Raw genomic sequence first — 13,032 nt, 5'->3', positions numbered from 1 at the left:
AAGGTTAATTCAAACAAAAAACGCTCTAAATATTTAGAGCGTTTTTTTATGGGGGACAAAAAAGGAATTAACTGTATTGCTAGAGTTTTTTATTATCGCACTAGTAATACTCTTTAAAACGTTTTAAAGGAATCTATTAAAGCAAAAAGCACTCTAAGTCAAATTTAGAGTGCTTTTTTATTTATCAAGTAATGTGAGAAGGGAATTTATTCTTATAAGAATTCTCCGTGTTGAGAGATGTCTAATCCTAGTTCTTCTTTTTCTTCAGAAACTCTTAGTGGTGTAATTTTGTTAACGATGAAGAATAAAGCATAAGAAGCTACGAAAGCAAAGATTGAAACGATAACCAAAGCAGTTAATTGGTTAATGAATAAAGTTGGAGTTCCGAAGATTAGACCTTGGTTATCTCCAACAGCAGGGTTGATTGCTTTTGAAGCAAAAACTCCAGTTAAAAGCATACCTACCATACCACCAACACCGTGACAAGCAAATACGTCAAGAGCATCGTCGATTTTTCCTTTAGGGAATTTGCTTACTACAATGTTACTCACAATTGCAGAGAATAAACCGATGAAAATAGCGTGAGATATACTTACGAAACCAGCAGCAGGTGTAATAGCAACAAGACCTACAACAGCTCCGATACAAGCTCCAAGAGCAGATAATTTGTGTCCTAAAATTTTGTCAAGGAAAACCCAAGCCATTGCAGCTGCTGCGGCAGCAACAGTTGTAGTTCCTAAAGCTTGAGCAGCAAGACCATTTGCTCCTAAAGCAGATCCAGCGTTGAAACCAAACCATCCGAACCAAAGTAAACCTGTTCCTAATAATACATATGTAATTCTTGCAGGATTTGCTTTTTGAACTTTTCTTTTTCCTAAGAAAATAGCTCCAGCCAATGCAGCCCATCCAGCACTCATGTGTACCACTGTTCCTCCAGCAAAGTCCAAAACTCCCATCTTGAAGAAAACTCCATCAGGATGCCAAGTCATGTGAGCAAGTGGAGTATATATCAATAATATGAATAAAACCATAAATAGCAAATAAGCCCAGAAACGGATACGTTCTGCAAAAGCACCTGTAATTAATGCAGGAGTAATGATGGCGAATTTTGCCTGAAATAATGCGAATAAAATAAATGGAATTGTTGGTGCAAGGCTCCATGCTGTATTGGTTCCAACTCCTTCAAAGAATAAATTATAAGACGGATTTCCGATAATTCCTCCAATTGTTGGTCCAAAAGCCAATCCAAAAGCAACAACTGTCCATAGAATAGTAACAATTACCATTGCCATAAAACTTTGAAGCATAGTACTAATTACGTTCTTCTTACCTACCATACCTCCGTAGAAAAATCCTAATCCAGGTGTCATTAACAATACAAATGCAGTTGCAACGATCATCCAGGCAGTATCTCCCGTATCAAACTTTACAGCTTCTGCAGGAATTGGGTTGTCTGCAATGATAAAGTTCGAAATAAAGGTTAGTACTAAAATCGTGATAAGAATCACACTTAAAATAATTTTTCGCATAGTTATTTAGTTTTAAATTTTTTATAAAAGTATAAAATGATTTGATACCCCATAAAAAAATAGGGGTATGTGTTTAATTTTTGTTAAATTTAAAATTTAACCCCTATCATTTTGCGTAGATTTCTTAAAACAAACTTAAAATTTACAATTTAGCAACATTCTTTTTTCACTTAACGTCATTTTTGATAATTTTTGGGGTAATTGATTGCTATTTTTTGTAGGATAATAGATATTTGTTGTTTAAAAAACGTCTGGAGTTTGTTGTAAAGAATATTTTTTAATCTTTTTAACAATTTTGGTGATTATTATATAAGAATGGAAAATAGAAAAATTAAATGGGGAATTGTAGGACTTGGAAATATTGCAAGTCAGTTTGCATCTGATTTGTTGTTGATTGAAAATGCTGATTTGACGGCAGTTGCGTCCAGAGATTTTTCTAAAGCAGAGCAGTTTGGCGGAAAATTCAATGTTTTAAGAATGTATAATTCCTATGATTTGCTTTTTGAAGATCCAGAGGTAGAAATTGTGTATATCGCAACTCCTCATAATTCTCATGCCGAATTGTCTATAAAAGCAATGGAAAATGGCAAACACGTTTTATGCGAAAAGCCAATGGCATTGTCTTATAACGATGCAGAAAGAATGGTTGAGGCTTCTAAAAAGCACAATACATTTTTTATGGAAGCATTTTGGACACGATTTATACCATCGGTTCAAGATGTTTTGCACAAAATCAATAATGGAGCAATTGGAAACGTCAACTATATAAAAGCCGATTTTGCCTTTCACGGAAGTGAAATAGAAAATAAAAGACTTTTTGATAAAGAATTGGGTGGCGGCGCTTTATTTGATATTGGAGTTTATCCGTTATTTCTCTCCTATATAGTATTAGGAAATCCAAAAGAGATTTTAGCGAGCGCCATCAAACATAAAAACAATATTGATTTGCAGACTTCGATGATTCTGCAATACGAATCGGGACAGTCAATTCTTCACGCTTCTATAGTTTCTGATTCTGACATGAAAGCCTTTATTACTGGAACAGAAGGACGAATAGAATTAAATGCGCCGTGGTTTGTTGCAGACGGTTATTCTCTATTGAAAAATGAAGGAAAAGAAGCTGTTTTTACTTTGCCGACTTTAGGAAAAGGATATTCTCATGAAATTATTGAATGCCAGAATTGTATTTTGAATAATGAAATTGAAAGTGAGTTTTGGTCACATCAGAATTGTTTAGATTTGAGTAGGATTGTGGAGGAGGTTAAGAATCAGATTGAGTTACCATTTTAATAATTAAAATTATATGATTGAGAAAACAGAATATCTTGCAAATAAAATAAATGAGTTTGTTGAAAAATATGGAGAAGTGCCTCCTCAATGGATTTTCAAAGAAGATTCACATCCTTATAGTATTTTTTGGAGAATGGGAAGTGGTGACGAATTTTGCGACTGTCTTTACATTTGGTTTGTAGAGAATCTTAAAACAACTGAACAAAAACTAGATTATTTTAAGAAATATTCTCCTCCGCCAAGATGGCTAGCTACAGTAATTGAAGATACTTGGGAAGTAGAAGGATGGAACGAACCATTTTTTGATTATACTCCTTATTTAAAAAAACTTGAAGAATATGGTTTTGAAGGTACGTCTGATTATGAAAAAGATTTAGAAGATCAAAAATGGCTTGATATAGAAAATGATTTAAATAAAAAGTAATAAAATATTTACAAAAAATGTTTTGTACTCGTATTTAATTAAATACTTTTACTTTTTATAAGAATTTATTTATTTATGTTGACAAAAGTTTACGGAAGTGCCGTATTTGGTGTTGAGGCGACAACGATTACAGTTGAAGTTCATATGGATGCAGGAATTGGATATCATTTAGTTGGTCTTCCAGATAGTGCGATAAAAGAAAGTAGTTTTAGAATTGCGGCGGCGCTCAAAAATAATGGCTATAAGATGCCAGGAAAGCGAATTACTATTAATATGGCTCCGGCAGATCTTCGAAAAGAAGGTTCTTCTTATGATTTGACTTTGACAATGGGAATTCTGGTCGGTTCAGATCAGATAAAAGCTCCTGAAATTGAGCAGTATATCATTATGGGCGAACTTTCTTTAGACGGAAGTCTGCAGCCCATTCGCGGTGCTTTGCCTATTGCCATAAAAGCCAAAGAAGAAGGTTACAAAGGATTTTTTCTTCCGATTCAAAATGTAAAAGAAGCGGCAATTGTAGCTGGTTTAGAGGTTTACGGAGTTTCAAATCTAAAAGAAATCATTGATTTTTTCTCAGGAAGAGGAACGCTCCAGCCAACGGTTATCGATACAAGAGCAGAATTCTACAAAACGCTAGATTTTCCTGAACATGATTTTTCAGATGTTCGCGGACAAGAAAGCATTAAACGCTGTATGGAAATTGCAGCAGCGGGCGGACATAATATTATTTTAATTGGTCCGCCGGGAGCAGGAAAAACGATGCTGGCCAAACGAGTTCCGAGTATTTTACCGCCTATGACTTTGCGTGAAGCTTTGGAAACCACTAAAATACATAGCGTGGCAGGAAAATTAAAAGAAGTCGGATTAATGAACCAACGGCCATTTAGAAGTCCGCACCATACAATTTCTAATGTCGCACTTGTCGGTGGAGGAAGTTATCCGCAGCCAGGAGAAATTTCGATGGCGCATAATGGCGTTTTGTTTTTGGATGAATTGCCAGAATTTAAACGTGATGTTTTAGAAGTAATGCGTCAGCCTTTAGAAGATCGTGAAGTGACCATTTCGAGAGCTAAATTTACGATTACGTATCCTTCGTCTTTTATGCTCGTGGCAAGTATGAACCCAAGTCCAAGCGGATTCTTTAACGATCCGAGTGCGCCAAATACTTCTTCGCCACACGAAATGCAGCGTTATATGAGTAAAATTTCTGGACCGCTTTTGGACAGAATTGATATTCATATCGAAGTTACGCCAGTTCCATTTGAGAAATTAGCCGAAGAGCGAAAGGCAGAAAGCAGTGTAGAAATTCGTAAACGCGTCACGGCTGCGAGAGAAATCCAAACCAAAAGATTTGAAACGGTCGAAAATGTACATTACAACGCTCAAATGAGTAGTAAATTGATTCGAGAGTTTTGCGTTTTAGACGAACCTTCAAAGGCATTATTGAAAACCGCAATGGAACGATTAAATCTTTCTGCAAGAGCTTATGACAGGATTTTGAATAATAAACTTTGTTACATATAGTTCAAATATAAATTGCGTATAAAACTAATCCTTACTCCTTTAAGATTTTCTTAGTATAATAAAACTTCAGTTTCGAGGTTGTATTTTTTGTTAGATTTGAATTTTTTAAATAATTATCTATTGTTTAAAAAATCATATCTTAATTGTTTGCTTGAGTTTTTTAGTTGGTATATTAGATGATCTACATATTCATTCTGATTAACAAGCATTTCTTTTAGTCTTGAAACTTCGTACTCTAAATTATTATACATGTTTACGGCTTCAACAGTTACCATCCATAGATTACCTGTATCTTCATCGAATTCCTTATGCATCGAGTGATAACGGTCTAACAGTTCCAGAGTTGGTTTAAAAAATAATTGGTATTGAGATGGCATGATTTCCACACCTTGATAATTTTTTAAAATTTCTGTTTTTTTGCTAATTTCGAATAAGTCATAAAATAGAGGATCGTCAATCTCTTTTAAATTAACAAGACATTTACCAAAGAGGTCTGCGCATTGTCTTGCACAGTCATGAAATTCTGCCCGCATTTCACGTTCAAATGTATACATGTTCTTTAGATTCTCATTGATTTGTATGAAGATATCATTTATAATTCCGCAAGAATCCACGATAATTTTGAAATCAGTTAGAACTTCTTTTTTTCCTTTTTGTGAATAGTAAGATAGGTAAGAGAGTAAATAATTTTCTTTATCAATTTTTTCTGCTATTATATTTAAGTCGTAAGTAGGATGCTTTTGTAAATTTCTGTTTTGTAATCCTTCATTTGTTATTTCATTAATTAATTCTCTTACTTTAAGATTTTGTCCTTCTGCATTTTCAATTGCATTATCGATTATCATTGCAAAATATGTTAGTTTATTTATCAAAGCCTCCTCTTTAGAATTTTTAGCTATTAGTTTGTCATTTACAATTTGTTTAAGAAATAAAAACCATGCAACAATACCGCTTAAAAATGTTAATAGTAGTGGATAAATAAAGTCTTTAATAATGTTGTATAGTAAGCTATCTTGAATGTTTTTTGTGATTAGTATTGCGAAACCGTTTATAATATGTTCAAGCATATTTTTTTGTAAAATTTAATTTTTTTAAAGTAATGTTATAAGTCTATTGTAATTTGTAAATTCTGGTTTGCACTAGTGATACAAAGTTTTTCTAATATTTTGTATTATAAGAAGCAACTATTTGTGTTTAGCTAATATAAACTTTTATTGCTTTAAATATAAAGTAGACTTGTTAGTTTTTAAATAGAATAATATTTCAACCTTATCTGTACTTAAATTAAAAAAGTGGTTGGGAATGTGTTATACCCAACACAATTCAAGCTAAAAGTTGAAATTATGACATAATCTATAAAATAAATCTTTTCGATCATTTTTAAATATATTAGATAGTTGGTTTTGGTAGTTAAGTTATTGATATATTGTTGTTTATATCTTGTTTATATTTTTTAAATTCACAATAGAATATTAATCTGAATTTTGAAAAATGGAAAAACATACAGTTTACGATCGCGATTTCAAAATGAATGCAGTCAAATTAGCACTTGAAACAAATCGTTTTACAGTGGCAAAGGAGCTTGGTATAAAAACAATGAATATCTATAAATGGTGTGCTGAATTTAAAAAATATGGAAAAGAAAGTTTTTGTGGCGGTGGTAATTTTAGAAACGAAGAAGAAAAAAGTTTATCTGAAATTAAAAGAATTCTTAAACAAAAACTTAAAGATACGGAGCTTGAAATTGAAATCTATAAGGGTGCAAGCAAACATATCCTTGAAGGAAAACCAATGGTTTTTCATTTCATTGAAGACAATTTAGATAAATATGCACTGTATAAAATGTGTAAAGTTTTAGGTACAAGTGTGCTTGCCTATTACAGGTGGAGGGATAAACTACTCTATCCAAGTCAAAGGCAAAAGGGATTGATAAAGAAAGAAATAACGGCAATATTTCACGAGAATAAGGGGCTGTATGGTACTGCAAGAATTTGGGCTGAATTACAAAGCAGAGGTTTTAAATTATCTGTTTCTCAGGTTGGTTATTACAAGAGAAAGTTAGGTCTAATCGGTAAGAATAGTTTAAAGAATAAGGTCAAATCAGAGACACCATTTATTCCTTATAATCCTTTTGTTTTTCCGAATCTTATAGACTGTCATTTAGAAGTTGGAGAACCCTCTCGGGTTTGGGTTTCTGGTATAAACCGAATTGAAACATTGGCTGGGTTTTTGTTTTTTACAGTTGTAATCGATTTGTTTGATCAAAAAATTATTGGATGGAGTCTGAGTGATGGATTAACAACAGAAGAAACGTCAATACCTTCGTGGGAAATGGCAGTTAGTACAAGAGAAATAAAGTTTGGGTTGATATTTCATTCTAACCGATCAACTCAATATGCCAATAGGATGTTTACTTGTAGAGTAAATTCCTTTAAAGGCGTTAGAAGAAGTATGAGCAAAACAGGCAATCACTTAAATGGCATTGTGCCAAAAGGCTATATTGCTTCATTTACATCTGAAATAGTTGATTTGCAAACGCCTTTAACTAAAAAACAAATACAGATAAAAATAATGGAATATATTGAAAATAAGCATTAATGTAGAAAAAAAGTTATTATGAAAAAATATGATCGTGCTTTCAAAGAACATGCAGTAAAATTAAGTTTCCAGAGGGGTAATGGGCAAATACTAATTATTGAAAGAGAGTTGGGGATTACTCCAACTTGCTTAAATAGATGGAGACAAGATTATATAAAATTTGGGAAAGGTAGCTTTTGTGGAACTGGCTATCTAAAACTAACGCCAGAACAACAAGTAATTGCTGATCTTGAAAAAAAGGTACGAGATTCTGAACTTACTTTGAAAATTTTAAAAAGTGGTAGTAAATATGTTGCTCAGGGAAAAATAATGACTAAAGATTTCATCGAGAACAATAAACATAAATTTTCAATTTTAAAGATGTGTAAGGCATTAGGTGTGTCTAGGACTACATATTACAGAAGGAAGAAGGAAGAGCTATCAGGTACTGAGTCTCGGATAATTTTATTAAAAGAAGAAATAGTATCTATATTTTTTGAGTTTAAGAAGACTTATGGAAGCTCCAAAATCGCTAAAGAACTTCAAAATCGCGGATTTAAAATACAAAACCAACAAGTTTTAAATTATATGAAAATGTTGGGACTACGTAGGAGATCTAAAAGAAAATATAGAGTGACGACAGATTCTATTCATAACCATTACATTTATCCAAATGTTTTAAACGGAAGGTTTGATGTAATTGAGCCTTCTAAAGCTTGGGTTTCGGACATAACATATATACAGGTCAAAAGAGGTTTTTTATACCTTACGATTATTATGGATTTATTTGACAGGAAGATAATTGGATGGAGTTTAAGTGACACAATGACCACCAAACAAACTACTTTGAAAGCTTGGGAAATGGCGGTCATCAACAGGAAGGTTTCTAAAGGTTTAATTTTTCATTCTGATCGAGGTGTACAATATGCTAATAAGATTTTTACTAAGACATTAGATTCGTATAAGTGTATTACACGAAGTATGAGTCGTAGACAAAATCATAATGATAATGCTGTTTCCGAAAGTTTTTTTAAGTCTTTTAAATCTGAATTGATTAATGGGAATTGCCTCCTGCCTAGAAAACAAATGAGAATAGATGTCCACGAATATATTGAAAGTTGGTATAATAAGAAGAGGAGGCATTCATTCTTAGGCTTTATGACAATCGAAGAATTTGATAAAGCTCATGATTTACTGTAAAGTTTAATAAGCTGTAAATAATAAGTTTTTTTAATATGCGCTTCAATTTTGATATGCTATAGTTGTTTTAAACGTATTTTAAGCGATTTTTAAGTGTTTTTATTAATTTTTGATTATTAGACAATGTTAAATTGTTTTAGTCTCTTAAAACGGTTTAAATGAGTTTTTGCCTCGTTGCAGTTTGGTTGCTTCTCATAGGACAAAGCTAATCTTCCTCTGTTTTTTCTTTAGAATTCATATAATGCTTATTTATAAGTACTTATGCTTTACTCCACCCAGTAGATAGAAAAGCGGTTTTTCAAGTAGGTTGCTAGATTTAAAAAAAAATCAGCGTGATTCACCGTAAAAGTATTTCATAGAAATACTTACATAATTAAAAAAAAATTTCAATGCAACATTGGTAAGTCCTGCGTAGTACGGTTTAACGAAGGATCAATGAAATGAATCATTGAAAAAAAATTTCAATGGGAGTAAGTATATAAATAATCTTAAAAATAGAAAAAATGAATTTAATTAATGTTAAGCAGGACTTTGAAATTGTTCTGGAAAATATTCTGTTATCAAAAATTCTGAGTAATTCAAATCAGAAAACACTTTTGTTAGTATTACTTTATAATCACAAAAAATTCAATAGAAGGCATTACTCCTTTACATTAAGTGATGAATTGTCTGCGGTCTTAAATGTTTCAAATCCTACTTTTAGAAAAGAACGCGATAAGTTAGAGGCATTAAATCTCATACATATAAAAGTTGAGGTAAATGGAGTAAAGAAAATAGTTGAAAAAGCGCAGAGAAAACATTCAAATCTATACTATTACTTGAATTTTACCAAACTACATCAACTGGGCTTCATCAAGATGGAAAAAGGTCTTGAAGACATATTCAATATTGGGGTAGTACTTGATCTTAAAAAGGCTGAAAAGTTAGCAGATGAAAAGCTTTATAATATTATACGTTATGATTTAACACTTAAAGAAAGAAAGAGTGGTAAAAGATTGGTTTTAACGGGGAGAGAAATAAAAGGGTATCACCGTATTATGAATAGCAATTTTAAACACGGAAGTCCGATAGAAAATGAGTATGAATATCATGGTTTAAATAAAGCGGGACAAGACTTTCTTTTGAAATATGGTTTTTAATAAAAAATGAAAACGGCTGTTTTTTAAGGGTTTATGTGTTTTGCTACTCATTTAGCAAATAGTTCGTTATAAGGTATTAATTGATACATCCGTAATTGAACTTATAACTCTACAGACATGACTTTTACAGATTGTATCTAAATTAGGGTATAGGTTAGTCTTGGTGCAATTTCAATTCAAATTTTAATGATTTTGTTGGGCTTGTGTAGTGTTAAAAATAACCACCCTAAAAATGATACAGTATTATATAATTTATTACATTTACATCATAAAAACAAAGACCATGCAACAGGCAAAATATATAAGAGTTAGTACTAGTGAACAAAATATTGATAGACAGTTAAGTTCTGCTCATAAAGAATACATTGATAGGTGTAGTGGATCAATCCCTTTCTTTGATCGTCCAAGCGCAAAAAGATTGATTGCAGATATTTCGAACAAAAAAATTGATAGCCTAGCAGTGCATTCAATTGATAGGTTAGGGCGAAATGCTTATGATATTCAAACGACATTAAATACATTAAGTACACTTGGTATCAATGTTTTTGTGGAAAATATTGGACTTAATTCGATGGTAGAGAATAAGCCTAATCACATATTTAAAATAATAACAGATGTTTTAAGTAATGTTGCCGAAATGGAAAGACTATCTTTATTAGAAAGACAAAAAGAGGGCATCAAAATAGCTAAGACAAAAGGTGTATATAAAGGGAGGCAATTAAATACTAGTGAAACGCCTCAGCAATTCTTATCAAAATACAATCAATCACATTTAGAATTGATTAGAGATGAAAACTATTCGATTAGAAAACTTGCATCAATTACCAATTTATCAAATAATACTATAGTTAAGATTAAAAAGATAATGAGTCAAACTTAATGAATAAATAGTTCTCATATTCCATAAGTGATATATAAATAAATATAAAGCCACTCTTTTTAGAGTGGCTTTTTTTTGATTGCGAACTTGGCTTTTTATTACTTTGATTGATCATTAAAGAGTTTCTTAGTTTGTTTTTGTGTTAGATACATTCCTAAAGAGACTACGTTGTTTTTTGAGATTGCGATATACAGCGACTTTGTTCCCATCGATTTTTTAAAATTAGCATGTACTGCTGTACCTTCTTTAGTTTGAAAAACAAACCCTTCATTATCTGTATATTCATTTTTATTAAAGCGATTTTTAACTTCATTGTAAAAAGAATCAATTTCTTCTGGAGTCAATATAAATTTAGCTTGGACATCTAAAATTTGATATTTGGCATCTTGAAATGTAAAGGAAGTGTAACTATCATACCAATTAGCTTCTATCAGTGTAGTTCCCATGATTGATGCTTTTGTAACCAATTTTGGTTCTAATGTTTTGTTGTCAATGATTTGAGCATCAACTAATGATGAGCATAATAATGTTAATAACAGTAGTAATGATTTTTTCATTTCTTTGAATTTTAATAATTTATGTTTTTACAATTTTTAGATATAGATATAATTCACAATTGATGTTGACATATATGTTTGCCTATGGGATAAATATATAAACTATTATTGACAATTATGTCAAAAGAGTCAATAAATATAGATTTTTACGTTAAGCAATTCGGAATCAACCTGAAGGAAATTAGAGAATCGAAAAACATGACTCAGCTAGATTTGGCAACTGCTATGAATGAGTTAAGCTCTGAGCCCCTTATTGATAAAACTACCATTTCTCGAATTGAAAACGGACGCACTAATATAACTTTAACTACATCAATAAAACTCTCTTTAGCGCTAAAAATAGATTTAAAGGAGCTTTTTGATTATGATCTTTAAAAAGATTGATTGTTAGTTGTGCGATGGTTTTAGTCTGTAGCATAATTCCTTACATAATCGTCTATCATCATTTGTAAATCGTCATCAGTAAAAGTATGTCTAGGAAGCTTTTCCTCAAGGTATCTCTCGTTTACTGGTTTTCTTGCTTCCCAACCAAGTTTAATTGGGTTTGGTTTAGGGAGATAGTATTCTGACCATCCATAAAGTTTTATGCAGACCTCTTCTTTTTCAATAATAATATAGTTGATAATTTCTTTGATTTCATTTTTAAATAGCTCTAAGTCTTCGCTAAAATGCTCAATATCCTTTGTTAGTGCTTTCTCTGAGCTTTTGATTACTTCATTTAGTCTAATATTAAGTTGATTACATTCTTCTATTTTTGTGGTTATTTCAGATTTGATTTCGTTGTAATCTTCTTTGGTATATTCATAATCAAGATAAAGGTCTCGCGCTCTTTTTCGCCTGTTTTCAAGTTTTTCAATTTCTCTATTGTTTAGATCAATATTAGCTTTATGTGATAGTATTTGCAATTTAAAGTTTTCACGAACTTTTTCGTCTTTTGTTTTTTCTGCGTGCCTATTAACGAGCCTACGTACCATTCTAAATAGCCAAGGTCTATTGATTGAATTTTTACATTTTTCATCCTTGCATGTGAAACTATCATGTCTTCCTTGTGGAATTACTTTCTGATGCATTACACTGCCACATACACAAGTGATTTTTCCTTGTACAATGTTAGTGTTTATATTTGTTCTACTTCCAAATTTATTTCTACTATCAATGGAATCATTTGCTTTTTGCCACAAATCCTTTGAGACAATTGCAGGAACAGTTAAATCTAAATCGATATATTTTCTTTCACCTTTGTGGAATGTGTTTCTAATTATTCCACTAAGTGTTCCAATTGCTATTTTTCGTCCGAACTCTGATTCAATCATTGTAGAGATATTTCTCATCCCAAGATTGTTTGAGGCTAGTTCAAATATCCTTCGAATCATTGGTGCTTCAACCTCATCAATCGTAGGAGTGCCATCTTCTCCTTTCTTATAGCCTATTATTTTACCTCCAAAAGCTAAGTTTTTTTTGGCTCGCGACATTTTCCCCGAGCGTATTCTTGAACCGAGTATACGTGTTTCATTAGATGATATTACACCAAGAACTGAGATAATCATATCTGATGCGTGCAATCGCATGCCGTTATCATCAAGTGTTGTTATATTTAAGTCTTTAATGTGTATATTAATTCCTCTTTCGGAATAAGCATCAACAACATTCTGAATATCACTATTTTTTCGACCAAGTCGAGATATTTCTAAGACTAAAATATTCTTTATATCTTCATTGTTTAGAAGATATTTTTCCATTTCATTAAATCCTAATCTCTGATTCGTTTTTGTCTTCGTAGCACTGATTTTATCTTCAAATATTTTGACTAATGTTAAGTTTTTTTCAGAAGCAAATTTTTCAACATCTTCATACTGTCTCTCTAAAGATTGTTCCTGAGTACTAACTCTGATATACGCTACTGCCTTCATAT

The 13,032-nt window shown here is 31.7% G+C and carries 11 protein-coding genes and 1 pseudogene; 8 read left to right on the top strand and 4 right to left on the bottom strand.

Going from position 1 to position 13,032, the window contains the following annotated elements; translation table 11 throughout:
* Nucleotides 1–212 precede the first annotated feature (212 nt).
* A complete protein-coding gene (locus tag ACWA1F_RS10360) occupies nt 213–1,529 on the bottom strand; it encodes an ammonium transporter (RefSeq protein ID WP_306158778.1) in 1,317 nt (438 codons plus the stop codon).
* A gap of 315 nt (nt 1,530–1,844) precedes the next feature.
* Between ACWA1F_RS10360 and ACWA1F_RS10355 the strand changes: the two genes are divergently transcribed.
* From ACWA1F_RS10355 to ACWA1F_RS10345, 3 genes and pseudogenes are all read left to right on the top strand, one after another.
* A complete protein-coding gene (locus tag ACWA1F_RS10355) occupies nt 1,845–2,819 on the top strand; it encodes a Gfo/Idh/MocA family protein (protein WP_456893683.1) in 975 nt (324 codons plus the stop codon).
* A 13-nt stretch (nt 2,820–2,832) separates the two neighbouring features.
* Nucleotides 2,833–3,243, top strand: a complete 411-nt coding sequence (locus ACWA1F_RS10350; protein WP_456893682.1) for a hypothetical protein — start codon at nt 2,833–2,835, stop codon at nt 3,241–3,243.
* Nucleotides 3,244–3,318: 75 nt separating this feature from the next.
* Nucleotides 3,319–4,743 (top strand): annotated as a pseudogene (locus ACWA1F_RS10345) (YifB family Mg chelatase-like AAA ATPase); the annotation flags it as partial.
* A 137-nt stretch (nt 4,744–4,880) separates the two neighbouring features.
* Here ACWA1F_RS10345 and ACWA1F_RS10340 read toward each other — a convergent pair.
* Complete coding sequence (locus ACWA1F_RS10340; RefSeq protein WP_456893681.1) at nt 4,881–5,834, bottom strand: hypothetical protein; 954 nt, start codon at nt 5,832–5,834, stop codon at nt 4,881–4,883.
* 424 nt (nt 5,835–6,258) lie between these two features.
* Between ACWA1F_RS10340 and ACWA1F_RS10335 the strand changes: the two genes are divergently transcribed.
* From ACWA1F_RS10335 to ACWA1F_RS10320, 4 genes are all read left to right on the top strand, one after another.
* Nucleotides 6,259–7,365, top strand: coding sequence for an IS3 family transposase (locus tag ACWA1F_RS10335; protein WP_456893680.1), 1,107 nt, complete (start codon nt 6,259–6,261; stop codon nt 7,363–7,365).
* An 18-nt stretch (nt 7,366–7,383) separates the two neighbouring features.
* Nucleotides 7,384–8,544 (top strand): IS3 family transposase, encoded by a 1,161-nt coding sequence (locus ACWA1F_RS10330; RefSeq protein WP_456893679.1) that lies wholly within the window; start codon nt 7,384–7,386, stop codon nt 8,542–8,544.
* Between the two features lie 503 nt (nt 8,545–9,047).
* Nucleotides 9,048–9,683 carry a hypothetical protein gene (locus tag ACWA1F_RS10325; protein ID WP_456893678.1) on the top strand — a complete coding sequence of 212 codons (636 nt, stop codon included), beginning with the start codon at nt 9,048–9,050 and terminating at the stop codon, nt 9,681–9,683.
* 283 nt (nt 9,684–9,966) lie between these two features.
* Nucleotides 9,967–10,563, top strand: a complete 597-nt coding sequence (locus tag ACWA1F_RS10320) for a recombinase family protein (RefSeq protein WP_456893677.1) — start codon at nt 9,967–9,969, stop codon at nt 10,561–10,563.
* Nucleotides 10,564–10,661: 98 nt separating this feature from the next.
* Here the strand turns inward: ACWA1F_RS10320 and ACWA1F_RS10315 are convergent, their stop codons facing one another.
* Complete coding sequence (locus ACWA1F_RS10315) at nt 10,662–11,120, bottom strand: hypothetical protein (RefSeq protein ID WP_456893676.1); 459 nt, start codon at nt 11,118–11,120, stop codon at nt 10,662–10,664.
* Between the two features lie 117 nt (nt 11,121–11,237).
* Between ACWA1F_RS10315 and ACWA1F_RS10310 the strand changes: the two genes are divergently transcribed.
* On the top strand, nt 11,238–11,495 hold the full coding sequence (locus ACWA1F_RS10310) for a helix-turn-helix domain-containing protein (protein ID WP_456893675.1): 258 nt from the start codon (nt 11,238–11,240) through the stop codon (nt 11,493–11,495).
* A 29-nt stretch (nt 11,496–11,524) separates the two neighbouring features.
* Here the strand turns inward: ACWA1F_RS10310 and ACWA1F_RS10305 are convergent, their stop codons facing one another.
* Nucleotides 11,525–13,030 (bottom strand): recombinase family protein, encoded by a 1,506-nt coding sequence (locus ACWA1F_RS10305; protein WP_456893674.1) that lies wholly within the window; start codon nt 13,028–13,030, stop codon nt 11,525–11,527.
* Nucleotides 13,031–13,032: the final 2 nt, after the last annotated feature.

This window comes from Flavobacterium erigeronis (assembly GCF_054075165.1).
The sequence above is the reverse complement of the archived record's forward strand: the minus strand, read 5'-3'. Positions and strand labels throughout refer to the sequence as shown.